Source organism: Pseudomonas sp. Con_6 (assembly GCF_059379395.1).
In genome coordinates this window covers 1,665,217-1,688,195 of the sequence record NZ_CM182011.1, presented here as the reverse complement: position 1 = coordinate 1,688,195, position 22,979 = coordinate 1,665,217, and the positions used below count along the sequence as shown (strand labels likewise).

The following is a 22,979-nucleotide window of genomic DNA, read 5'->3' as shown; positions in this document are numbered from 1 at the left end:
TTCCTCAGCAGACCGGCCCTTTGATTGCAGCCGACGATAGGTAAAGACTAAAACGGCATTCTGTATGGAACAAATTTATGAATATTATTAGATCAATAGACATTTTCTTCTTTGCCTTTCGGCGAGGAAGTGAGTCTTGAGCCGAAGTTCCATTTTGCCGCCTGAAGACTCGACAAGCGGCTGGAGTGCGGGAAGAAAGTAAAGCAGAGGCGATGATCTGTTGCGACAGGCGTGCGACTTGCAAGCCGTAAGAAAAAGAAAAGCCCCGGATTACTCCGGGGCTTTTCTTGTGTAGCGGTTCAGCCGATGTTGACACCATGCGCTTCGGCCAGCGGCTTGAGACCACCGGCAAAACCTTGGCCAATCGCCTTGAACTTGAACTCGTCGTTGTGACGGTACAGCTCACCGAAGATCATCGCGGTTTCGCTGGAGGCGTCTTCCGAGAGGTCGTAGCGGGCGATCTCCTTGCCGTCCGCCTTGTTCACCACGCGGATATAGGCATTGCTCACCTGGCCGAAGGACTGCTTGCGTGCCTCGGCGTCGTGGATAGTGACGGCGAACACCAGCTTCTTCACCTCGGGGGCCAGGCCAGTGAGCTTGACGTTGACCTGCTCGTCGTCACCTTCGCCTTGGCCGGAGCGGTTGTCGCCCATGTGTTCGATCGAGCCGTCGGCGGACAGCTTGTTGTTGTAGAAGATGAAGCTTGCGTCGCTGAGGACCTTGCCGCTCTCTCCGGTGACGAAGACCGAGGCATCGAGGTCGAACTCAGCACCATCGGTGACCCGGGCATCCCAGCCGAGCCCGACGATGATTTCGCTCAAGCCTGGGGCTTCTTTGGAAAGGGAGACGTTACCGCCTTTGGACAGACTGACAGCCATGCTGTGTTTCCTTGTTGAGGGTGGGGTTGTACGATTACGGACGTTCGGCTGGCGCTTCTTCCTTTTCCGGGAAGATCACACTGGCAAGGATGCCGATGGCCAGTACCACCAGCACGACGAGCAGGCTGGTGTTCGGATCGATACCGACGCCATGGTGGAAGAGGTGGTCAGTGGCATTCAGGCCAAGCTTGGCGGCAATGAAGAACAGCAAGGCGACCACTGCCTTTTCGAGGTGGACCAGGTAGCGCTTCAGCGCTTCGAGGACGAAGTACAGGGTCCGCAGGCCGAGGATGGCGAAGAGCATCGCCGAGTAGACGATCAGTGGTTCGCGGCTGACCGCGATAATCGCCGGGACCGAATCGAAGGCAAACAGCACGTCGGAGAATTCCACCACCACCAGGCAGAGGAACAGCGGCGTGGCGAACAGACCGCCCTTGGTCGCCAGTCTCATGCCTGCGTTCTCGGGCTTCTGCAGTTCTGCTTCAAGCACCTTGCGCCGTACGAAGAAGCTCTGACCGTGCAACTTCGGCCACACGGGGAAGAGTTTTTCCGCGAAGCGATAGGCGACGTGCCTGGAATAGTCCTCTTCCACGTCATCACCACCGCCGCTTCTGAGCATCATCACTGCGGTCCAGGCCACGATGAGCGCGAAGACGATCTCGACCCAGGGGCCGAACGCCAGCAGACCAGTACCGATCGCGACAAACACGCCACGGAAGACGATGGCACCGATGATGCCCCAGTACAGAATGCGATGGCGCAGACCGTCCGGCACCTTGAACCAGGCGAAGATGGCCATGAACACGAAGAGGTTGTCGACCGACAGCACCTTCTCCAGGGCGTAGCCGGTGACGAAGAGGCTGGCTACGTCCGGGCCATGCTGGACATAGAGGAAGCCGGCGAACGCCAGGGAGATGGCAATCCAGAAGAGCGACCAGACGGAAGCGCGGGTCAGGGTGATCGGCTTGTCATCGCGGTGGGTGACCATGTCCAGCAGCAAGGCGGCGAGCGCAAGTCCGACGAAGACCGCCATGGTCAGCGGAGGGAAGCCCAGTGTCGTTTCCACGGTTCGAGTTCCTTACAGTTCAAAATCAGCCGGGTTCAGCCCCAGCTCCAGGCAGATCAGTCGACCGACCGACCTTTCCTTACCATCGAAGTCGCCATCGGCCGCACCGACCGCGCAGACCACCCGCACCAGCAGGCGCGCTTCGCCATCCTTGCCCTTGACCTTGCCAATGGCCTTGAGGGCTTCGGCCCGCCCGATCTGAAAGTCGAACTCGAACTTGGCGCAGGCGTCGTTGAACACCCGGGTCACCTCGTCCAGGTCGAATACCTTGAGTTCAGTGGAGGTGTTGATGAAGCCGGCCATCTTCATTTTCTCCTCGAACGTGATCTCGCCATCGGCGGCGGACATCAGGGCGCAACCGTTGGCGAGCGCCTCCATGAACGTCCGGTTCCTGTATCTGGCGACCTCTGTCGCCAGGGTTTCGCGGGCCTTGACCGCATTGGTCCTGAGCCATTCGAGCATTGCTGTTTCCTCGGTACGGCGGAACCTTGCGGCCCCGCTCGGTCAGTTGCCTACTTGGAGCCCGCGCGCCAGCGCATGCCCCAGCCATAGGCGTGATCCAGATCCTGGTGGCCCTTGTGGAAGTCGACCTGACGCGACACCCTGGCCGCCCCACCAACGTTCTCCAGCAGAGCGATCGCGCACATGCCGTGGCGCCCCCCCTCCTCGTTCATGCGCACTTCGATATCGGGCTGGCCGGGGACGTGGATGGTCACCACACCATCGGTCGCCTTCCAGTTCGGTGCGCCGTCGTAGATGTAGGCGAAGATCAGGATCCGTTTGATCCGGCTCCATTGCTGCCCGTTGATGTGCAGCCACTCGCCCCCCATCACGGAACCCGTGCGGTCGTCGCCCATCAGCTGGATGTAGGGTTCGTCGGACAAGTCGCCAAAGCACTCGCCCAGCGCCTGGATCGCGCCCTTCGTGCCGTCCTGCAGCTCGTACAGACAGCCCAGGTCAAGGTCGATGGCATTGCTGCGCTTGCCCCCCAGCAGCCCGCCGAAGAAGCCACCACCACCGGTGTCGCCTGCGTTGTCGCGGCGCTGGTTCCAGTTCAGGTTGACGCAGATTTCCCCGAAGCCCGCGGCATTCTTTTCGAGGCTGATGCTGGAACGGGTCTTGTCGAGAGTGATCTTGTTCAGGCTGACGCTCGACTTCGAGGGTGCCACGGAAGCAGGAGGTGACTCCTGTATCGGCGCGGGTGCGGGTGCGGCCACATCGACGCCAAAGTGCCGGGCCAGCGGCTCAAGGCCACCGGCGAAGCCCTGGCCGACGCAGCGGAATTTCCAGGCGCCCTGGCGCCGGTAGAACTCGCCGAGAATCAAGGCGGTCTCGTTCATACCCAGGGTCGGGATCTGCGCCTCGATGCCTTCGCTGACCGTCAGGCCCAAGGTTGCGACACGTTCGAAACTTGCCCTGTTGTCGTGAAGGGTCGCGGTCAGCGCGATCCTGTCCACGACAAGGTCGATGTGCTCGAGATCGATTCGGAAGGTCGCCTGCCCGGGCGTGCTGGCAATCAGTTGAACCGCACCGCCAAGTACGCTGGTCTGTCCGTAGAAGCACATGTCGCCATCACCGCGAACCTTGCCAGCGCTAGTCAGGACGAAAGCGGAGACATCGAGCTCGAGTCCCGGCAACGGGATATAGCAAATGTCGACCTGCTGTATTCCGCTGGCGACCGCCGCGTTGCCACCTGGAGCCAGCGTGGTCATCCGCGCACCGCCTGGATCGCCAGACTGGTCAGGTCATCCGCGGTCCGGCCGTTAGTGGCATGACCGATGGCCTTGAAAGTCCAGTCACTGCCGGCACGGCTAAGGCAAGCCATCACCACACCGGTATGACCGCCCTTTTCCGCCAGGTCGAAGCGTGCGAGTTCCCGGTTTCCGTTTGTGTCGAGAATGCGGCAATACGCGTTCGCGACCTGGTCGAAGGTCTGCCTGCGAAAGCTGTTGACGGTAAAAACCAGGTGCTGAGCGCTGGCCGGCAGGCGCCGGAGGTCGACGTGGATGACTTCGTCGTCCCCATCACCCTCGCCAGTCAGATTGTCCCCGGAATGGCGGATCGCTCCATCACGAGAGCTCAATTGGCGGAACCACACCAGATCCATCTTCTGCAGATTGCCGTCCAGCACAATGCAGGAAGCATCGAGGTCGATCTGTTTGCCGCCGCCAAGCATCTTCGAAACGAAGCCAGCGGGTTTTGCCGGATCCCAACCCAGCCCCAGGCTGACGACAGCGAGACCGCTACCCGCTGTCTTCTCCAGCGATATGCTCTGACTCTTGCTCAGGGTGAATGCCATTGTTCACGCTCCATCTTGGTGATCGGTTTTCATATCGAAACCGGAAGCGGGCTTATGTCCCGAGCTTCCAGCGTTGTTGAGTCAGGCAGGTTTTCGTGAGTCCGGGGCTCGCCGGGCCTGACGCCATGCCAGCGCGCACGCTCAAGGATGTTCAGGGACCATTTGCGGTGGGTGGCGGGCTCGCACATGGCATCGTTGTGCAGGAACACCGCCGGTGCCGCATTGCTGGCGATACGCCGAGCGGTGTCGAGGTCTTCGCGGGACACGCGCAAGGCCTCCTGGATCGGGCCGATCTGACTGGGATGGATCGCGGTCTTGCCTACCAGACCATGGGCCAGATCTAGCGCCAGCTCCTCCCTGAGCAGACAAGGGGTGTCCAGGCGCTCGAAGACCGGCGCAGTGAGGGCGAAACCCTGTGCCCCCATGATTCCGGCGAGCATCGGGATCACGTATGCCATCGGCGTGCTGTAGAGGGTGCGGGCCGGGTCCCGGCGCAAGCCGAGGCACCCCATGAGGTCATTGCCGCCGATGCGCAAGGCGATGACGCGTTGTGCCAGGCTGGCGTTCAGGGCGAGGCCAAGCTCGACCATCGCCCCTGGATCAAAGACATCTGCCGTCTCCAGCGTGGGCATCAGGCCAAGTGCAGGATTGCTGACCGCCGCTGCCCAGGCCGGCAGGGTTCCGAGGGTCAGCTTGGGCACGACGAAACCATCCACGTGCTTCATCAATGGCCAGTCGTTGAGCATCGCAGCCATCTGCGCATTTCGCGGACGAACGAACAGCAGTGGCGCCCGCCGCGGACGCCCGCCACGGGCGTCGAGGCGCACCAGCAAGCCATGGAGATTGACCAGGGCGTTGTCGACATCGGTCGCCGCCACGGCATCCTCCAGGCACACTACCAGGGAGCGCAGCTCGGGAATCCGGGAACCGCAGGCCAGGTCAAGAATGTCATCGCGGGTGGCCGGCATGTACAGGGTGGCGCCGAGGGCGAAAGGTGATGGGCCGGTCATAGGCCCGCGCTCCGGATCAAGGTCAACGCCCGATAGGGCCCCAGCGCAGCGCCTGCCTCCTCCACCTCCACGCCAGCCTGCTTGCTCAGGTGCAGCAACAGTTGTACGTCGCTGTCAGTACGGTCGCGTACCAGAACCTGATCGGGCAAGCGACGCAACACCGCGCGGGTCGCTTCGGCGATGCCAGGCTTGAGCCTGTTCGGGTCTCTGATCGAATTACGCTCGGCGAACAGGCGCAATACAGGCTCGACGGCAGCCTGAAGTGCACTTCGCTGCGAGCAGGTCCAGGGGACTGCCGACGCAACCCTCTCCAACCCATGTCGCTCGGCTTCGATCCGCTCGATGAACACGCCAGTCTCGTCATGAGAGCGCAGGTGGTCGTACGTGACACATCCATGCAGACCTCCCCGAGCAGGCCAGATGGAACGCGATACCAGGCCAGACACCGTCGCGCCGAGGATTCCAGAAGGGATCAGCCAATCGTCGGCGGATGCCGAGAGCCAGGCTCGCCCGCAGGGGTCCGCGAGCACCACCAGACGGGGCTCTCCAGGGAAGCGTGAATCACCAGCCAGGGTGTGCTTCAGCTCGGTGGCTATCGCACCCTTGCCGGTCCAGCCATCAACGAAAATGATGTTTGCTGCGCCATGAGCCTCGATGATGGCCTCGAGCGCCACCCGGTCGATCCCACGATCCCGGACGATGCTGATGCCATAGTGATGGACCTCGCGCCCCAGGTCGCGCAGGGCACGACGCAGCAGTACACCGAGAGGCAGGCCCGCACGAACCAAGGAAACCAGAACGATGGCAGGACCGGCGCAGGCCTCGTCCAAGGCATGGGCCAGGGCCTGAACCTCGGTGGCCATGCGCTTGCCGTTGCGGGAAAGTGCACGTGCATAGAGTTGCTTGTGGATTTCTGCCGGGGCGTGCTCCCGGCCGAGCATTTCGGAATAGTGCCTGCGGTTCGTCTGGATCAGACGCTCCTTTTCTTCGACATCAATGACATCCATGCGCACCCGGCGCAGGAGAAAATGCACGTCATCAGGGAGATAGCTGCCGCTGCCGACGGTATCCAGCGTGGCGATGGTTTCAGTCATCGAGCACGCCCGCCATTGCTTTCGCCAGTTGGCTGCGCGCGGGGGTCGCCCACAGGTCGCACAAGCTCATGAAGCCCAGGTCGGAAAGGCTGTCGCCGAACCCGAGGACCGGACGTTCGCCATGCTGCTGACGATCGCGACGCAGCCATTCTCCGACTGCGCAGGACTTGTCCAGGCGCCGAGGCAGGAACGCCAGGTTGTTTCCGTTAGTGTGGACATGCATGCCGTGCAGCAGGCCTCGCCGACGGATCTCTGCCAACACTCTGGCAAGCACAGCGTCATCACTCCCGCTGTGCTTGGTCACCACGTAGTGGCGCAAGCCTTCCTCTTCCACAACCCAGCCACGCAATGGATGACCCAATCGCTTACCGAAATCCAGAATGGCTTCACTCAGGGCCGGCAGACGCTCCTGAAAATCCTCCAGGGCCTGGCTCATCTGCTCGTGCCAGTGCTCATCGAGTCTGCCATCAGCATCCAACATGACTCCACCATGGGCACAGATCGCGCCATGGCTGAAGGGCAGTCGGACACGCTGGTAGGCTTCAATGCTGCGGGCGGTGACCGGCACTACGTCGGCCGATGCCAGCAGCCATTCGATCAGCTGTTTCTGGACCGGGCTCATGAAGCCATTGGGCTCTCCCCTACCATCCAGGGTGACGGCAAAGCGGGGGCCGTGTCCGGACATCTTGCGTGCAGTCTGGAACAGGGTGTCGTCAAGATCGACGAATACCAGCGGGCGCTCAACGACCATCGATGACGACCTCGGCACCGAGCCGTTCTACCAGTTCTGCGGACACGGCCTCTTCAGGTGTCTCGCTGCAAAGGATGACCCGGTCGAACTGGCCGGGTTGCACGTTGTAGAGGAAATTGGCAATGCCAAGGCCGTGGTTGTCGGGAAACGACAGGGCATGCTCAATGGCATGGCCCAAGGCGATAGGCGAACGTGTCGTGGCACCGAAGTGTACGTCGGCACCCGCCCGTTCGAGGCGTTCGGCAAGCAGGAAGGGGCGCCAGACGAACTCACCGGTGCCAACCACGATTACCCTTTCTCCTGGACGCACTTGCAGGTCCGGTGCCAGGCTGTCCGCGACCTCGCGGATCCCCAGACGCCCCCAGTCGTTGGCCGGGTCGACCCGCCACCGACCAGCGGACACAGCACCGACTGGCGGCATCTCAGGCAGGGCAGTCGATGGATCGTCGTGAAAACGGCACGTCCCCTTCACCAACGATACGGTACTGGCGCCGATCGCAGCCTCCAGCGCACCACCGGACCAGTCCGTCAACACGCAGGCGACCATTCGTTCGATACGCGACAGGCCAGCTCCGACCAAAGCCCGATGCAGATTGAGCAGGGTATTGCCCGTAGAGATTTCATCATCCACCAGTACCAGCGACCGTGCGGACAACATCGCGTCACGAAGCTCGGGGTCCAAGGGCAGATGGACCAGATGGGCACTGGCGTGGCTGTGCTCTTCTTCGAATCGGGTGAGCAGTTCGCTGCCCAGAGGATGACGGGTACTGACCAGATAGAGGCAATCCTGACGATCCGCGCTGTAGGCGCGATGGACTCCCGCACCGAGACCGACCGCCGTTTCCGCCATGCCGAAGACCAGTACCGGCCCGGGCAGGTCGGATGGAATCAGGCTGGCCAACCGGTCGAAGTTGGCAGCCATGACCGACGGTCGCACCGGAACATGCCGGCCCAGCACCCGGGAAACGAACAGGAAAGCGCGCTTCGGATTGCATCGCTCGGCAAAGCCGAACAAAGCTTCCGGGGACTGCACGGCCTTATCGACGAAGACCTCCAGTACGCCTCGCTTGAGGCGAACACGCTGGCTGGGAGCGACTGCTTTGGTGTTCATGCGGCTTCCTGGCAGGGAGCGAAAAAATGACTCGACGGCGGCACCGTCATCCGGGCCGGGAAGAGTAAGCCGTATGCCCTGGGGACGGTCGTAGGACGATTCCGCAATACGGAAGCGAAAAGAGGACTTGCTCGGGAACAGCCTCCTCGGCAACCGGGAAAGTCCACTCAACACGATGCCTGGTACCGAATTCATCAAGGACTCAGGACGAGATAGTAATCCGTCATCTGCGCAACGGATCCGCGAGCGGCTTCGAAGGTCGCTGAATGCAAGCAGTGGGATGGACCGGCTCGGAGAGCTACGCGAGGGAGCCGGCTTCGTTGAGCGCGGGGTTCTGAGATCTGCCCGGGGGCTGCGCTTTCCTTGCTGAAGCAGGCTCGCCTGCTTCAGCAAGGCAACGCAAGGTCAGAGAGTTTGGATCAGAAATCAACGGTAGCAGACACCTTGAGCGCCCGCGGTTCCCCTTGGGTCAGGTAGTTGTTCGCCGTTGACGCCGAGGCCCAGTACGCCTTGTTTGCTACGTTCTCGACGTTAGCGCGCAGGGTGACGTACTTGTTGTCAGCCTTGAAGCCATAGCGGGCGCCAAGGTCGATCCGGGTCCAGGCGGGGATGTTCAAGGTGTTGGTGGCGTTCACGTACTCACCCCCGGTTCTCAGCATACGCGCGCTGAGCGCCGCACCTTCGATGCCTGGCACATCCCACTCGCCGCCCAGGTTGAACTGGAAGCGTGGCACGCCGGCGGCTCGATTGCCGTCGGTAGCACCGTTGGCGGTGTTCCTCTGCTCGGTGTCCATCCAGGTCGCACCGGCCAGCACGCGCAGGCCATCGAGTGGTTCGCCGAAGACGTTCAATTCGACGCCCTTGTTGATCTGCTCGCCATCGACATTGAAGGTGCCAAGGGCCACGCCCGGGATGTAGCTGGTGGAGTTGTTCGGCTGCTCGATACGGTAGACCCCGAGGGTCGCGCCGAAGCTGTCCCAGTCCAGCTTGATCCCGGCCTCGGTCTGCTTGCTGCGCTTGGGCGCGAAGACCTCACCGGGGTTAGTCACTCCGGTCAGCGGTGCTGTCGGGCCCTGGGCCAGACCTTCGATGCGGTTGACGTAGACCGACACATGCTTCCACGGTTTGATCACCAGGCCATAGACCGGGGTGGTGATGGACTCGTCGTAATTGCCGGTACGCGCGCCACTGGTGGTGTTCCAGGCATCCACTTCGATGGTCTGGCGACGCAGGCCGAGGGTAAGCAGGACGCGGTCGTCAATGAAACCCAGGGTGTCGGACAGTGCAACGCTCTTGATGCGGTTCTTGCCGACGATGCGCGGGTCGTGGATATCGCTGCCGAAATAGGTATTGGTCGGACGCGCTACCTGGATCGGATCGTACAGGTTGCCCACGGGACGATTGGCGGACAGGATCGCCTCGAACGCCGAACGCTGCTCGCCCCACATGCCGGACAGACCGAAGTTCATCTGGTGGGTTACCGCGCCTGTGTTGAAATGACCGTTCAGACCGGCCACGGCGCTCTTGTTGTCCTCGTCATGGGGCGGGTAGAGAAAACCGGTACGACCGCTGCCGTCACTTCCTACATAGAGTGAGGAATATATGCCGTTCTCACGGGTATGCCTGGCTCCGACGCCGGCATACAGGGTCCAGTTGTCATTCAGGTCGTACTCGCCGCTGACCATGCCATAGGTGTCTTCCAGCTCCGACCAGGTCCAGTCCTGGGCATAGTTGTCCTTGGCCGATGGCGGCTTGGGGATCTTGGTGCCATTGGGGTAGATGACCGAGCGACCGTTGTCGATGCGCTGCTTCTGGTAGCCGAGATCGGTAGACAGGCGCAGGCGCTCGCCACGGTAGTCCAGGCCGACGGCGATTAGCGAGGTGCGCTTGTACTCGTCGTCTATGGCGGTATCACCGCCGCGCTGAGCCAGGTTGATGCGCGCGCCGAAACGGTTGTCCTCGCCGAAGCGCTGGCCGAGGTCGAGGTGACCACCGATCTGGGTGTCGCTGGCGTAATCCAGGGTGACGCTACGGGTCGGAGTGTCCTCGGCGCGCTTGGGCACCAGGTTGACGCTGCCACCAATGCCGCTGCCCTGCGGCGCGACGCCGTTGAGGAACGCGTTGGGCCCCTTGAACAGTTCGACCCGCTCCACCGCCTCGGTGTTTACGATCTGCCGCGGCAGGATGCCATACAGGCCGTTGAAGGCCAGATCATCGCTCTGTAGCGGCAAGCCACGGATGGTGAACACCTGGGAGAAGTTGCCGAACCCTGCCGACTGGCGCACCGCGGCGTCGTTCAGCAGCACATCGCCGACGGTCCGGGCCTGCTGGTCGGCAATGGCCTTGGAGGTGTAGCTGACGACGCTGAAAGGCACGTCGGTGATCGAGCGGTTGCCCAGCACGCCAAGGCGCGCGGTGCGAGCCACCTGGCCGCCGCCATAGGTGTCGCCGGCCGCGCCGATGCTGCTGGCGTCGATGTTGGTGGCACCCAGCTCCAGGGCATCGCCGTTGGCCGCCGGCGCCAGGGTATAGCCGTTGCCACCTGCGCTCTGCAGGGTGTAGCCACTGCCCTGGAGCAACACGGCGAAACCATTTTGCGCCGTGTTGCTGCCGCGCAGTCCCGGGCTGCGGCGATCATTGAGCAGCCTGGCATCGAACGACAGCGGCACGCCGGACAGCGCCGCGAACTGGGCGAGCACGTCTCCCAGCGGGCCGGGGGCGATGTCGTAACTGCGGGCGGCGCTGTTCTGCACCGTCTCGGTGGCCAGGGCAGCGTGCATCGGCAGCGACAGTGCCAGGGCGACGGCCAGGCTCAGCGTCTGCATGGCAAGGCGTGGAGGGCTGATTCGGGAAACGGACTGCAACGGCCTGGACGTCATTCGTGGCTCCTGTCGGCGCGAAGAAAAGTGAGGATTCACTTCCTCACCGAAGGAGTTGGAAAAAGGTATCAGGGGAATCGCGTTTTTTTGCAAATCAGCGCGGTTCGATGGCGACCCAGTAGCGGGTCAGGCTGCTGATGCGGATCGGCAGGGTGTCCTGCAGAAGGCGCAGGCTGGCGTCGGTGTCGTTCAAGGGAAACGCGCCGGATACCGTCAGGCCGGCGATCGCGTCGTGGCAACGCAACACGCCAGGGCGGTAGCGACCGAGTTCGGAAAGCAGGTCGGCCAGGCGCATGTTGCGCGCGACCATCATGCCGTGCTCCCAGGTCAGGGCCGCGCTGTCCAGTGGTTGTACCGCTGCGGTGAGGTCGCTGCCGAACGCGCTCTGCTCCCCGGCCTTGAGAATCAGACCCTGACGGCCATGGAGCGGCAGCATTTCCACCGCACCTTCGGTTACCGCCACCTGGCTGCGCTGCTCGCCGACCCGGACGCTGAAACGGGTGCCCAGGGCACGGGCGGTGCCGTGGCGGGTTTCGACGATGAACGAGCGTGCCGGGTCCTTGGCGGTAGTGATCAGCACTTCGCCTTCGAGCAGTCTTATCCGCCGCTCCTGGGCATTTAACACGATGTTCAGGGCGCTGCCGGTGTTGATCAGCAGTCGGGTGCCATCGGGCAGGGTCAGGTTCTTCTGCTCGCCAATGGCGGTGCGCTGGTCGGCGCTCCACTGCTGCCAGGGCAGTTCGCGATACGCCATCCACACTGCCGGCCCGGCCAGCAGGAACAGGCCAAGACGATGCAACGCCTGACGACGGCCGAGACGCTTGCTGCGGTCGAGCCGCTGGAAGGTGTCGCTGGCCAGGTTGCCGGGGACGGCGCGCAGGTCGCCCAGCAGGGCCTCCGCACGCTGCCAGGCTTGCGCATGCTGCGGGCTGCGGTTGCGCCAGAGCTGGATGGCACGATGATCGGCCTCGGTGGCTGCACCGGACTGCAGTTGCACCAGCCAGTCGGCGGCTTCGCCGAGGATCAGCGGATCGATCTGAGCATTCATCAGGCTACGCTCAGGCAGGCCAGGAAGGCCTCGCGCATGCCGCGCTTGACGGTGATTAGCGAGACCTCCAGTTGCTCGGCGATCTGCGCATAGGTCAGGCCATCGATCTGCGAGAGCAGGAAGGTCTGGCGTACCCGGGCCGGCATTTCGCGAAGCATGGCGTCGATACGGTACAGGGCTTCGAGGATCAACCAGCGGGTTTCCGGCGAAGGGACTTCCGGCTCCGGCAGGTGGGCGATGCTTTCCAGATAGGCCCGCTCGACATCCTGGCGCCGCCAGCGGTCGACCACCAGGCCTTTGGCGATATGGGTCAGCAATGCACGGGGCTCGCTGCCAAAGCTGCGGGTCGGCTTGCTCAACAGGCGGATGAAGGTGTCGTGGGCCAGGTCCGCGGCATCGCTGGCGTTGCCCAGCTTGCGGTTGAGCCAGCCGTGCAGCCAGCCATGGTGTTCACAGTAGAGGGATTCGATATGCAGATGAGGTGCGCGATCGGTCGACGACATAGGGACCTGGACACCGGCCTTTGTTGGCTGGATGTAATTAAGAATTGCTATCAATTCTATCTGGGCGTCAGGACTGATGGCAATTGCTACAAGATAAGTACTGACCGACGGGACGCGGCACCTGGTCGCCGAGCTGTGAGAAAATACGCGGCTTTTTGTTCACCAGTGGAGATTTACAGTTTTGGTAATGCATTACTCATCGAACGGCGACAGCGTCGCCTGTGGTCGCGTCGGCAACAACCTGAGCACTTCCGCAGTAGAGGCCGAAGTGGATTGCAAGTCTTGCCAACGTTCGCTGGCCAAGGTCGAAACCGCGCCGGTAAAGAAGGCGCCGTCGCTGGCAGAACTGCGCAAGCAGCGCCAGGCGAGCCAGGTGAAGGCCGCTCCGTTCTGCTTCAAGGCCAGCTGGCGCGTACGCCTGGCGGGCCGTCCTGATCGCTGCCGCCTGCCACGGGGCGTTGCACCCCAGGCCTTCGTGTAAGCCTGTTCGCGGGGCCTGGCCCCGCGATTTTCTATCGATCTTTTCGGCCCGGGAAAGACAAAACCCCTATCTGCATACGCAGATAGGGGTTTCGGAATTTAATCTTGACGATGACCTACTCTCACATGGAGAAGCTCCACACTACCATCGGCGATGCGTCGTTTCACTGCTGAGTTCGGGATGGGATCAGGTGGTTCCAACGCTCTATGGTCGTCAAGAAATTCTGTGTGCCGTCTCGTCTTTCGACGCTACGACAAATCGGGTATGTGATGTTTGTGAGCTGCAAACTTTCGGCTACTTCATCTTCACAACACCGCAATCTGGCTTCCGCTCAAATTGCTTGGGTGTTATATGGTCAAGCCTCACGGGCAATTAGTATTGGTTAGCTCAACGCCTCACAGCGCTTACACACCCAACCTATCAACGTCGTAGTCTTCGACGGCCCTTCAGGGAGCTCAAGGCTCCAGTGAGATCTCATCTTGAGGCAAGTTTCCCGCTTAGATGCTTTCAGCGGTTATCTCTTCCGAACATAGCTACCCGGCAATGCCACTGGCGTGACAACCGGAACACCAGAGGTTCGTCCACTCCGGTCCTCTCGTACTAGGAGCAGCCCCTCTCAAATCTCAAACGTCCACGGCAGATAGGGACCGAACTGTCTCACGACGTTCTAAACCCAGCTCGCGTACCACTTTAAATGGCGAACAGCCATACCCTTGGGACCGGCTTCAGCCCCAGGATGTGATGAGCCGACATCGAGGTGCCAAACACCGCCGTCGATATGAACTCTTGGGCGGTATCAGCCTGTTATCCCCGGAGTACCTTTTATCCGTTGAGCGATGGCCCTTCCATACAGAACCACCGGATCACTAAGACCTACTTTCGTACCTGCTCGACGTGTCTGTCTCGCAGTCAAGCGCGCTTTTGCCTTTATACTCTACGACCGATTTCCGACCGGTCTGAGCGCACCTTCGTACTCCTCCGTTACTCTTTAGGAGGAGACCGCCCCAGTCAAACTACCCACCATACACTGTCCTCGATCCGGATAACGGACCTGAGTTAGAACCTCAAAGTTGCCAGGGTGGTATTTCAAGGATGGCTCCACGCGAACTGGCGTCCACGCTTCAAAGCCTCCCACCTATCCTACACAAGCAAATTCAAAGTCCAGTGCAAAGCTATAGTAAAGGTTCACGGGGTCTTTCCGTCTAGCCGCGGATACACTGCATCTTCACAGCGATTTCAATTTCACTGAGTCTCGGGTGGAGACAGCGCCGCCATCGTTACGCCATTCGTGCAGGTCGGAACTTACCCGACAAGGAATTTCGCTACCTTAGGACCGTTATAGTTACGGCCGCCGTTTACCGGGGCTTCGATCAAGAGCTTCGCGTTAGCTAACCCCATCAATTAACCTTCCGGCACCGGGCAGGCGTCACACCCTATACGTCCACTTTCGTGTTTGCAGAGTGCTGTGTTTTTAATAAACAGTCGCAGCGGCCTGGTATCTTCGACCGGCATGGGCTTACGGAGCAAGTCCTTCACCCTCGCCGGCGCACCTTCTCCCGAAGTTACGGTGCCATTTTGCCTAGTTCCTTCACCCGAGTTCTCTCAAGCGCCTTGGTATTCTCTACCCAACCACCTGTGTCGGTTTGGGGTACGGTTCCCGGTTATCTGAAGCTTAGAAGCTTTTCTTGGAAGCATGGCATCAACCACTTCGTCGCCTAAAGGCAACTCGTCATCAGCTCTCGGCCTTGAAATCCCGGATTTACCTAAGATTCCAGCCTACCACCTTAAACTTGGACAACCAACGCCAAGCTGGCCTAGCCTTCTCCGTCCCTCCATCGCAATAACCGGAAGTACAGGAATATTAACCTGTTTTCCATCGACTACGCTTTTCAGCCTCGCCTTAGGGACCGACTAACCCTGCGTCGATTAACGTTGCGCAGGAAACCTTGGTCTTTCGGCGTGGGAGTTTTTCACTCCCATTGTCGTTACTCATGTCAGCATTCGCACTTCTGATACCTCCAGCAAGCTTCTCAACTCACCTTCACAGGCTTACAGAACGCTCCTCTACCGCATCACCTAAGTGATACCCGTAGCTTCGGTGCATGGTTTGAGCCCCGTTACATCTTCCGCGCAGGCCGACTCGACTAGTGAGCTATTACGCTTTCTTTAAAGGGTGGCTGCTTCTAAGCCAACCTCCTAGCTGTCTAAGCCTTCCCACATCGTTTCCCACTTAACCATGACTTTGGGACCTTAGCTGACGGTCTGGGTTGTTTCCCTTTTCACGACGGACGTTAGCACCCGCCGTGTGTCTCCCATGCTCGGCACTTGTAGGTATTCGGAGTTTGCATCGGTTTGGTAAGTCGGGATGACCCCCTAGCCGAAACAGTGCTCTACCCCCTACAGTGATACATGAGGCGCTACCTAAATAGCTTTCGAGGAGAACCAGCTATCTCCGAGCTTGATTAGCCTTTCACTCCGATCCACAGGTCATCCGCTAACTTTTCAACGGTAGTCGGTTCGGTCCTCCAGTCAGTGTTACCTAACCTTCAACCTGCCCATGGATAGATCGCCCGGTTTCGGGTCTATACCCAGCGACTAAGCGCCCTATTAAGACTCGCTTTCGCTACGCCTCCCCTATTCGGTTAAGCTCGCCACTGAATATAAGTCGCTGACCCATTATACAAAAGGTACGCAGTCACCTAACAAAGTAGGCTCCCACTGCTTGTACGCATACGGTTTCAGGTTCTATTTCACTCCCCTCTCCGGGGTTCTTTTCGCCTTTCCCTCACGGTACTGGTTCACTATCGGTCAGTCAGTAGTATTTAGCCTTGGAGGATGGTCCCCCCATATTCAGACAAAGTTTCTCGTGCTCCGTCCTACTCGATTTCATTGACAAGAGATTTTCGTGTACGGGGCTATCACCCACTATGGCGGCACTTTCCAGAGCCTTCCACTAATCTCAAATCAACTTAAGGGCTAGTCCCCGTTCGCTCGCCACTACTAAGGGAATCTCGGTTGATTTCTTTTCCTCAGGGTACTTAGATGTTTCAGTTCCCCTGGTTCGCCTCTTGCACCTATGTATTCAGTGCAAGATACTCAGCTTGTGCTGAGTGGGTTCCCCCATTCAGAGATCTCCGGATCAAAGTCTGTTTGCCGACTCCCCGGAGCTTATCGCAGGCTACCACGTCTTTCATCGCCTCTGACTGCCAAGGCATCCACCGTATGCGCTTCTTCACTTGACCATATAACCCCAAGCAATCTGGTTATACTGTGAAGACGACATTCGCCGAAAATTTGCAAAACTCTTAAGAGTCACTCACAAATTTTACCTTAGCCTGAATCAACACCAGTGAAAGTGTCGTTCAGTCTATTTCTATCACATACCCAAATTTTTAAAGAACGGACCAGTCTATAAAGACTAGAAATCAACATTCGAACCGAATGCTCATTTCTAAGCTTTCAACAGGATGCAGATTATGGTGGAGCCAAGCGGGATCGAACCGCTGACCTCCTGCGTGCAAGGCAGGCGCTCTCCCAGCTGAGCTATGGCCCCAGACTGAGGCGGTGTAACTTAATTGGTGGGTCTGGGCAGATTCGAACTGCCGACCTCACCCTTATCAGGGGTGCGCTCTAACCAACTGAGCTACAGACCCAATAAGCTGCTTTTCCGTCTTCTTCAATGAATCAAGCAATTCGTGTGGGAGCTCATGATACGGCTGATGTCGTCGATTAAGGAGGTGATCCAGCCGCAGGTTCCCCTACGGCTACCTTGTTACGACTTCACCCCAGTCATGAATCACACCGTGGTAACCGTCCTCCCGAAGGTTAGACTAGCTACTTCTGGTGCAACCCACTCCCATGGTGTGACGGGCGGTGTGTACAAGGCCCGGGAACGTATTCACCGCGACATTCTGATTCGCGATTACTAGCGATTCCGACTTCACGCAGTCGAGTTGCAGACTGCGATCCGGACTACGATCGGTTTTGTGAGATTAGCTCCACCTCGCGGCTTGGCAACCCTCTGTACCGACCATTGTAGCACGTGTGTAGCCCAGGCCGTAAGGGCCATGATGACTTGACGTCATCCCCACCTTCCTCCGGTTTGTCACCGGCAGTCTCCTTAGAGTGCCCACCATTACGTGCTGGTAACTAAGGACAAGGGTTGCGCTCGTTACGGGACTTAACCCAACATCTCACGACACGAGCTGACGACAGCCATGCAGCACCTGTGTCAGAGTTCCCGAAGGCACCAATCCATCTCTGGAAAGTTCTCTGCATGTCAAGGCCTGGTAAGGTTCTTCGCGTTGCTTCGAATTAAACCACATGCTCCACCGCTTGTGCGGGCCCCCGTCAATTCATTTGAGTTTTAACCTTGCGGCCGTACTCCCCAGGCGGTCAACTTAATGCGTTAGCTGCGCCACTAAAATCTCAAGGATTCCAACGGCTAGTTGACATCGTTTACGGCGTGGACTACCAGGGTATCTAATCCTGTTTGCTCCCCACGCTTTCGCACCTCAGTGTCAGTATGAGCCCAGGTGGTCGCCTTCGCCACTGGTGTTCCTTCCTATATCTACGCATTTCACCGCTACACAGGAAATTCCACCACCCTCTGCCCTACTCTAGCTCGCCAGTTTTGGATGCAGTTCCCAGGTTGAGCCCGGGGCTTTCACATCCAACTTAACGAACCACCTACGCGCGCTTTACGCCCAGTAATTCCGATTAACGCTTGCACCCTCTGTATTACCGCGGCTGCTGGCACAGAGTTAGCCGGTGCTTATTCTGTTGGTAACGTCAAAACAGCAAGGTATTAACTTACTGCCCTTCCTCCCAACTTAAAGTGCTTTACAATCCGAAGACCTTCTTCACACACGCGGCATGGCTGGATCAGGCTTTCGCCCATTGTCCAATATTCCCCACTGCTGCCTCCCGTAGGAGTCTGGACCGTGTCTCAGTTCCAGTGTGACTGATCATCCTCTCAGACCAGTTACGGATCGTCGCCTTGGTGAGCCATTACCTCACCAACTAGCTAATCCGACCTAGGCTCATCTGATAGCGCAAGGCCCGAAGGTCCCCTGCTTTCTCCCGTAGGACGTATGCGGTATTAGCGTTCCTTTCGAAACGTTGTCCCCCACTACCAGGCAGATTCCTAGGCATTACTCACCCGTCCGCCGCTGAATCGAAGAGCAAGCTCTTCTCATCCGCTCGACTTGCATGTGTTAGGCCTGCCGCCAGCGTTCAATCTGAGCCATGATCAAACTCTTCAGTTCAATACTGCTTGGGTTTTGAGAAAACCCTAAACTTGGCTCAGCAATCTCAAAATGAACTATTTCGATTTCTCGCATAGTCACTTGTGATGCTGATAATCTTTTTGACTACCAGTCCATTATCACAAGCACCCACACGAATTGCTTGATTCGATTGTTAAAGAGCGGTTGGTGAAGCGTTTCGCTTCAACCGAGGCGCGCATTCTACGCTTTCCTCTAAGCCTGTCAAGCGTTTATTTTGAAGTTTTCAGAATTTCTCGTTCAACTTCAAACACTTGCTTCAGCCACTTCGGCGATGACTCGCTGTCTGTGGGGGCGCATTCTACCGATTCAAAACCACCCGTCAAGGGAATATTTCGAAAATTTTCAGAAACTTGCAGCACACTGGTTTCGGTACCCTTCATGCACACAAATCCCTATCTATATAGAGGAGCGCACGGCCCAGCCCTTCAAATGGCTCGCAAGGCCATTCTTGAGCGGTGCGTGATTGTTCAACAATGTTTACGGTTTTATGCGATAAACGGCGCCCCCCGGAAAAAACGAACACCATGACGGACAACAAACGAGGCAAGGGACTTTCATTTGTCAGGAGGATCCATGCGCCGCGCACCATCGGCATGGGTATCGGCCTGCTCGGTGTGTACGCCGGCATGGCACCTCTCGACCCGCCGACCTGGGTGTGGATCGCCATGTTCTTCAACGGCCTGGCCTGGCCCCACGTCGCCTACGTGCTGGGCCTGTGCTCGCAGACGCCCTACCAGACCGAACAGCGCAGCCTGCTGATCGACTCCATGACCGGCGGCTTCTGGGCCGCGGCCATGCAGTTCAACCCGCTGCCGAGCATCACTATCCTGTCGATGATGACCATGAACAATGTTGCCGCCGGTGGCCAGCGCCTATTCCTGCGCGGATTCCTCGCCCAGGTCAGCGGCATCCTGGTCGGCCTGGCCATCTTCGGCCCAGGCATGCAACTGGTCAGTACCACCCAGCAGGTCTATGCCTGCCTGCCGATGCTGACCCTCTACCCCCTGGCCCTCGGCTGGGTGTGCTACCGCCTGGCGATCCAGCTCGCCGAGCACAAGCGCAGCCTCAGCGCCCTGAGCCGCACCGACAGCCTCACCGGCCTGCTCAACCATGGTTCGTGGAAAGACCTGCTGCAACTCAAGTTCCAGACCTGCCAGCAGCAACGCCGCAGCGCGGTGATCGCAATCATCGACATCGACCACTTCAAGCGCATCAACGACAGCTACGGCCATGTGGTCGGCGACGCCGTCCTGCGTCACCTGAGCAAGGAGATCAAGGCCAACCTGCGCGAAGACGACCTGGCCGGCCGCTATGGTGGCGACGAATTCTGCGTGATCCTTCCCGAAACCAGCCTGCCGCAGGCCACACGCATCATGGAACGCCTGCGCCAGCGGGTCGCCGCCTACCGCGACGAGTCCCTGACGGAGCTGCGAATCAGCCTGAGCATAGGCCTGGCCACCTGCCGCACCGACTTCGACGACCCCGTCGCCTGGCTCAACGAAGCCGACCGTGCCCTGTATACCGCCAAGAACAATGGCCGCGACCAGGTCGGCGTTGCCGATGCCGACAGCGCAATCGCGAGAGTCGCCTATCCTGATTGAAGCTCACCCGCGCGGCCCTGTTTCCGCCAGGCCCCCTTTCCGCGCGGCGCATTCCACAGGATCGGCACGTCATGGACAGGAACGCCAGCGCCCATTCCCCCGCCTCACGCCCCAGGCTGCACGCACGCAAACTGATCATCGGCATCGCGATACTGTTCAGCCTCGCCTGCGTGATCGCCCTGGGCGCCCTGTTCAGGATCGCCCACCAGCTCGATCGCACCGAAAGCGACAAAAGCGCCTTCTACGCCGACAAGGCCCTGCAGCAGCGCCTCGCGGCCTCGCGCCAGTTTCTCTCAAGCTACGCGGTATGGAATGCCGCCTACCAACGCCTGGATGGGGAAGTGGACAAGCGCTGGGCCTATATAGAGAAGAACGTTGGCGAGTCGCTGTACACCGCCAGCGGCTATGAAGGGGTCTTCGTCGTCGACGATAAGCGCACCAAGTACGGTTTGTTCAAGGGGCAGCTCAGCGACGCCCCGGTCAGTGCCTACCTCGATGCCCCGCTGGCGCCGATCATCGCCCAGGCCCGCGCCCTGGCTGCCGAACGCGGGCAACTGAGCCGCTACGTCCTGTTCAATGGCTGGCCGGCGGTGCTCAGCGCGGCGGCGATCCGGCCGGACGACGAGGTTCTCGGCATCGACCCGCAATCCACCTCGGTGATGCTGTTCATCGACCAGCTGACCCAGGCCAAGCTCGACAGCCTGGGCGACGACGCCGGCCTCAGCGGCGTCCACATCATCAAGGCGGATGCGTCCGCCAGTGCCCCGACATTGCCCCTCGACGCGATTGGCTATGCCCTGCAATGGACCCCGCCACGTCCCGGCGATCGCCTGCTCTGGGCGATGCTGCCGCCCCTGCTCGGCGCCATGCTGGTACTGGGCCTGCTGATGGCCTGGTTCTTCCGCTACGCCCTGCGCACCTCGCGGCAGATCGATGACAACCTGGCCGAGCTGCACGCCAGCAACCAGGCCCTGGAGGCCAGCGAGCAGCGTTTCCGTGCCGTCGCCGAGGCCGCGTCCGACTGGATCTGGGAAACCGACCGACAGCAGCGCCTGACCTATCTGTCCCAACGCTTCGTCGACGTCACCGGCTATCCGACAGGGGAATGGCTCGGCCAGCCGCTTAACCTGCTGCTCACCTGCGATACCACGCCCTTCGGCGCCTGGCTCGACAACCTCGACGATCCCGCCGACCAGCAGGCCTCGCACCTGCGCTGCGCCTATCGCGACCGGCACGACCTGCTGCGCTTCTGCCGGGTCTCGGCGCGGCCGATCCACCACCAGGGCAAGCGCACCGGCTTTCGCGGTACCGCCAGCGACATCACCGACGAAGTCGCCGCCCACGCACGCATCCAGCACCTGTCGATGCACGACGCCCTGACCGGCCTGGCCAACCGCAACAAGCTCGCGCGCTTTCTCGAACAGGCGCTGCTCAAGGGCCCGGACGCCGCGCCGTTGACCCTGATCCTGCTCGACCTCGACAGCTTCAAGCCGATCAACGACTCCCTCGGCCATGCCGCCGGCGATGCGGTGCTGCTGGAAGTGGCCGCGCGCCTGCGCGACAGCACCCGGGATGGCGACCTGGTGGCGCGCCTGGGGGGTGACGAGTTCATCCTGGTGATTGCCAACATGGACAACCGCAGCGAGGTCGACCGCTTCTGCGCCCGCCTCATCGATCACCTGCAACAACCAATCCTGTACGAGGACCAGCAACTGCACATCGGCGCCAGCCTCGGCATCTCGCAGACCCGCCTGCAGGGTTTCGACGCGGGCGAGCTGATCCGCTGCGCCGACATCGCCCTGTACCAGGCCAAGGCCGAGGGCAAGAACACCTGGCGCTACTTCTCGGTGGAAATGAACCAGCAGATCCAGTACCGCCGGCAACTGGAGAACGACCTGCGCCGGGCGGTGAAGAACCACGAATTCGTCCTGCACTTCCAGCCGCGCTACCGTCTGAAAACCCTGGAAATCGTGTCGGTGGAAACCCTGGTGCGCTGGCAGCACCCGGTGGAAGGCCTGCTGGGCCCGGACACCTTCATTCCCCTGGCCGAGCAGACCGAACTGATCGTGCCCCTTGGCCTGTGGGTCTTGCGCAGCGCCTGCGAGATCGCCCGCGACTGGCCCGCGCCCCTGCTGGTCTCGGTCAACCTGTCACCGGCGCAGTTCTCCCGCAGCGACGTGGTTGCCGACGTTCGCCGCATCCTCGTGGAAACCGGCTTCCCCGCGCAGCGCCTGGAGCTGGAAATCACCGAGAACGTCATGCTCAACGATATAGAAGGCGCGCTGGGCACCATGAACGCGCTGAAAGAGCTTGGCGTACGGCTGAACATGGACGATTTCGGCACCGGCTACTCCTCCCTGGGCTACCTGCGCACCTACCCGTTCGACAGCATCAAGATCGACAAGCGCTTCGTCGCCGGCCTGAGCAGCGACAGCAACGACCGGGCGGTGGTCCAGGCGATCATCAACCTGGGCAAGGCCATGGGCCTGACGGTAACCGCCGAAGGCGTGGAGACCGAGCAGCAACTGCGCGCCCTCGGCATGGAGCAATGCCACGAAGTCCAGGGCTTCTACCTGAGCCGGCCCCTGGAGCAGGACGCCTTCGAGGCATTGCTGCGTACCACCGGGTCGGCTAAGCCAGGCGCCGGCGCTGCGCCATGATCTCCGGCAGGTCGCGGCGCCGCTGGTAGACCCGCAGCGGCTCGCCGATATTCAGGCGGTCGTCGACGTTCTGCTCCAGCAGCACATCGATCAGTTCGCGGCTGAGGGTCATGACCTCGCCCTCGCCGGCCTGCCAGACGAATTCGCTGCTGGGGGTGATGCTGTCGTCGGGCACGTCCATGCCGAACGAGTCTTCGCTGAAGCGCACGATGTGTTTGCCGAGTTTGCGGTGGAAACCGACGAAGCCCTTGAGCTGCTCGGCGGCGGCGCAGATGTCCTGGGAAGTGATGTGCATGTCAAACCTCGCTGA

At 60.3% G+C, this 22,979-nt stretch carries 17 protein-coding genes, 2 tRNA genes and 3 rRNA genes; 3 read left to right on the top strand and 19 right to left on the bottom strand.

What is annotated here, in order from left to right:
* Positions 1 to 299: 299 nt before the first annotated feature.
* The 12 genes from AC5QPF_RS07730 to AC5QPF_RS07675 all read right to left on the bottom strand — a co-directional run bounded on the left by AC5QPF_RS07730 (position 300) and on the right by AC5QPF_RS07675 (position 12,639).
* Complete coding sequence (locus tag AC5QPF_RS07730) at positions 300 to 878, bottom strand: TerD family protein (protein WP_494962674.1); 579 nt, start codon at positions 876 to 878, stop codon at positions 300 to 302.
* 34 nt (positions 879 to 912) lie between these two features.
* A complete protein-coding gene (locus tag AC5QPF_RS07725; RefSeq protein ID WP_494964136.1) occupies positions 913 to 1,911 on the bottom strand; it encodes a TerC/Alx family metal homeostasis membrane protein in 999 nt (332 codons plus the stop codon).
* A 45-nt stretch (positions 1,912 to 1,956) separates the two neighbouring features.
* Positions 1,957 to 2,406: a TerB family tellurite resistance protein gene (locus AC5QPF_RS07720; RefSeq protein ID WP_494962673.1), complete on the bottom strand. Its 450-nt coding sequence runs from the start codon at positions 2,404 to 2,406 to the stop codon at positions 1,957 to 1,959.
* 50 nt (positions 2,407 to 2,456) lie between these two features.
* On the bottom strand, positions 2,457 to 3,656 hold the full coding sequence (locus tag AC5QPF_RS07715) for a TerD family protein (RefSeq protein WP_494962672.1): 1,200 nt from the start codon (positions 3,654 to 3,656) through the stop codon (positions 2,457 to 2,459).
* Positions 3,653 to 4,243: a TerD family protein gene (locus tag AC5QPF_RS07710; RefSeq protein WP_494962671.1), complete on the bottom strand. Its 591-nt coding sequence runs from the start codon at positions 4,241 to 4,243 to the stop codon at positions 3,653 to 3,655. The genes AC5QPF_RS07715 and AC5QPF_RS07710 overlap by 4 nt, the downstream gene beginning before the upstream one ends.
* Positions 4,244 to 4,272: 29 nt before the next feature.
* Positions 4,273 to 5,253, bottom strand: a complete 981-nt coding sequence (locus tag AC5QPF_RS07705) for an HpcH/HpaI aldolase/citrate lyase family protein (RefSeq protein ID WP_494962670.1) — start codon at positions 5,251 to 5,253, stop codon at positions 4,273 to 4,275.
* Positions 5,250 to 6,347: a cysteine protease StiP domain-containing protein gene (locus tag AC5QPF_RS07700; protein WP_494962669.1), complete on the bottom strand. Its 1,098-nt coding sequence runs from the start codon at positions 6,345 to 6,347 to the stop codon at positions 5,250 to 5,252. Before AC5QPF_RS07700 ends, AC5QPF_RS07705 begins: the two co-directional genes overlap by 4 nt.
* Positions 6,340 to 7,098 (bottom strand): HAD family hydrolase, encoded by a 759-nt coding sequence (locus AC5QPF_RS07695; RefSeq protein ID WP_494962668.1) that lies wholly within the window; start codon positions 7,096 to 7,098, stop codon positions 6,340 to 6,342. Before AC5QPF_RS07695 ends, AC5QPF_RS07700 begins: the two co-directional genes overlap by 8 nt.
* The gene (locus tag AC5QPF_RS07690; protein ID WP_494962667.1) at positions 7,088 to 8,209 is read right to left on the bottom strand and encodes a phosphoribosyltransferase domain-containing protein; all 1,122 of its coding nucleotides are present in this window, start codon (positions 8,207 to 8,209) and stop codon (positions 7,088 to 7,090) included. The genes AC5QPF_RS07695 and AC5QPF_RS07690 overlap by 11 nt, the downstream gene beginning before the upstream one ends.
* 419 nt (positions 8,210 to 8,628) lie before the next feature.
* Positions 8,629 to 11,088, bottom strand: coding sequence for a TonB-dependent siderophore receptor (locus tag AC5QPF_RS07685; RefSeq protein ID WP_494962666.1), 2,460 nt, complete (start codon positions 11,086 to 11,088; stop codon positions 8,629 to 8,631).
* Positions 11,089 to 11,182: 94 nt separating this feature from the next.
* Positions 11,183 to 12,136, bottom strand: coding sequence for a FecR domain-containing protein (locus tag AC5QPF_RS07680; RefSeq protein ID WP_494962665.1), 954 nt, complete (start codon positions 12,134 to 12,136; stop codon positions 11,183 to 11,185).
* Positions 12,136 to 12,639 carry a sigma-70 family RNA polymerase sigma factor gene (locus tag AC5QPF_RS07675; protein ID WP_494962664.1) on the bottom strand — a complete coding sequence of 168 codons (504 nt, stop codon included), beginning with the start codon at positions 12,637 to 12,639 and terminating at the stop codon, positions 12,136 to 12,138. The genes AC5QPF_RS07680 and AC5QPF_RS07675 overlap by 1 nt, the downstream gene beginning before the upstream one ends.
* A 187-nt stretch (positions 12,640 to 12,826) precedes the next feature.
* On the opposite strand from AC5QPF_RS07675, the gene AC5QPF_RS07670 reads away from it, so the two are divergent.
* Complete coding sequence (locus tag AC5QPF_RS07670) at positions 12,827 to 13,120, top strand: hypothetical protein (protein ID WP_494962663.1); 294 nt, start codon at positions 12,827 to 12,829, stop codon at positions 13,118 to 13,120.
* Between the two features lie 102 nt (positions 13,121 to 13,222).
* Here AC5QPF_RS07670 and rrf read toward each other — a convergent pair.
* The 6 genes from rrf to AC5QPF_RS07640 all read right to left on the bottom strand — a co-directional run bounded on the left by rrf (position 13,223) and on the right by AC5QPF_RS07640 (position 18,788).
* Positions 13,223 to 13,338: ribosomal RNA gene (gene rrf / locus AC5QPF_RS07665) — 5S ribosomal RNA — on the bottom strand.
* Positions 13,339 to 13,471: 133 nt separating this feature from the next.
* Positions 13,472 to 16,362: ribosomal RNA gene (locus tag AC5QPF_RS07660) — 23S ribosomal RNA — on the bottom strand.
* Positions 16,363 to 16,597: 235 nt separating this feature from the next.
* Positions 16,598 to 16,673, bottom strand: a tRNA-Ala gene (locus AC5QPF_RS07655).
* A 23-nt stretch (positions 16,674 to 16,696) separates the two neighbouring features.
* Positions 16,697 to 16,773: transfer RNA gene (locus tag AC5QPF_RS07650), tRNA-Ile, on the bottom strand.
* A 77-nt stretch (positions 16,774 to 16,850) separates the two neighbouring features.
* Positions 16,851 to 18,387: ribosomal RNA gene (locus tag AC5QPF_RS07645) — 16S ribosomal RNA — on the bottom strand.
* The 16S, 23S and 5S rRNA genes sit together here with 2 tRNA genes alongside, the layout of an rRNA operon.
* 230 nt (positions 18,388 to 18,617) lie before the next feature.
* Positions 18,618 to 18,788: a hypothetical protein gene (locus tag AC5QPF_RS07640; RefSeq protein WP_494962662.1), complete on the bottom strand. Its 171-nt coding sequence runs from the start codon at positions 18,786 to 18,788 to the stop codon at positions 18,618 to 18,620.
* A gap of 144 nt (positions 18,789 to 18,932) precedes the next feature.
* Here AC5QPF_RS07640 and AC5QPF_RS07635 point away from each other — a divergent pair, with 144 nt between their 5' ends.
* Together AC5QPF_RS07635 and AC5QPF_RS07630 are read left to right on the top strand one after the other, a co-directional pair.
* Complete coding sequence (locus tag AC5QPF_RS07635) at positions 18,933 to 20,009, top strand: diguanylate cyclase (RefSeq protein WP_494962661.1); 1,077 nt, start codon at positions 18,933 to 18,935, stop codon at positions 20,007 to 20,009.
* Positions 20,010 to 20,080: 71 nt separating this feature from the next.
* Entirely contained in the window at positions 20,081 to 22,669 is a 2,589-nt protein-coding gene (locus tag AC5QPF_RS07630) for an EAL domain-containing protein (protein WP_494962660.1), read from the top strand.
* Here the strand turns inward: AC5QPF_RS07630 and AC5QPF_RS07625 are convergent.
* Positions 22,641 to 22,964, bottom strand: coding sequence for a DUF2025 family protein (locus tag AC5QPF_RS07625; protein ID WP_494962659.1), 324 nt, complete (start codon positions 22,962 to 22,964; stop codon positions 22,641 to 22,643). The genes AC5QPF_RS07630 and AC5QPF_RS07625 overlap by 29 nt on opposite strands.
* Positions 22,965 to 22,979: the final 15 nt, after the last annotated feature.

Coding starts and splice junctions, on each gene's coding strand:
- AC5QPF_RS07730 (WP_494962674.1), bottom strand. CDS start 878: ATGGCTGTCAGTCTGTCCAAAGGCGGTAACGTCTCCCTTTCCAAAGAA.
- AC5QPF_RS07725 (WP_494964136.1), bottom strand. CDS start 1,911: ATGGCGGTCTTCGTCGGACTTGCGCTCGCCGCCTTGCTGCTGGACATG.
- AC5QPF_RS07720 (WP_494962673.1), bottom strand. CDS start 2,406: ATGCTCGAATGGCTCAGGACCAATGCGGTCAAGGCCCGCGAAACCCTG.
- AC5QPF_RS07715 (WP_494962672.1), bottom strand. CDS start 3,656: ATGACCACGCTGGCTCCAGGTGGCAACGCGGCGGTCGCCAGCGGAATA.
- AC5QPF_RS07710 (WP_494962671.1), bottom strand. CDS start 4,243: ATGGCATTCACCCTGAGCAAGAGTCAGAGCATATCGCTGGAGAAGACA.
- AC5QPF_RS07705 (WP_494962670.1), bottom strand. CDS start 5,253: ATGACCGGCCCATCACCTTTCGCCCTCGGCGCCACCCTGTACATGCCG.
- AC5QPF_RS07700 (WP_494962669.1), bottom strand. CDS start 6,347: ATGACTGAAACCATCGCCACGCTGGATACCGTCGGCAGCGGCAGCTAT.
- AC5QPF_RS07695 (WP_494962668.1), bottom strand. CDS start 7,098: ATGGTCGTTGAGCGCCCGCTGGTATTCGTCGATCTTGACGACACCCTG.
- AC5QPF_RS07690 (WP_494962667.1), bottom strand. CDS start 8,209: ATGAACACCAAAGCAGTCGCTCCCAGCCAGCGTGTTCGCCTCAAGCGA.
- AC5QPF_RS07685 (WP_494962666.1), bottom strand. CDS start 11,088: ATGACGTCCAGGCCGTTGCAGTCCGTTTCCCGAATCAGCCCTCCACGC.
- AC5QPF_RS07680 (WP_494962665.1), bottom strand. CDS start 12,136: ATGAATGCTCAGATCGATCCGCTGATCCTCGGCGAAGCCGCCGACTGG.
- AC5QPF_RS07675 (WP_494962664.1), bottom strand. CDS start 12,639: ATGTCGTCGACCGATCGCGCACCTCATCTGCATATCGAATCCCTCTAC.
- AC5QPF_RS07670 (WP_494962663.1), top strand. CDS start 12,827: ATGCATTACTCATCGAACGGCGACAGCGTCGCCTGTGGTCGCGTCGGC.
- AC5QPF_RS07640 (WP_494962662.1), bottom strand. CDS start 18,788: ATGAAGGGTACCGAAACCAGTGTGCTGCAAGTTTCTGAAAATTTTCGA.
- AC5QPF_RS07635 (WP_494962661.1), top strand. CDS start 18,933: ATGACGGACAACAAACGAGGCAAGGGACTTTCATTTGTCAGGAGGATC.
- AC5QPF_RS07630 (WP_494962660.1), top strand. CDS start 20,081: ATGGACAGGAACGCCAGCGCCCATTCCCCCGCCTCACGCCCCAGGCTG.
- AC5QPF_RS07625 (WP_494962659.1), bottom strand. CDS start 22,964: ATGCACATCACTTCCCAGGACATCTGCGCCGCCGCCGAGCAGCTCAAG.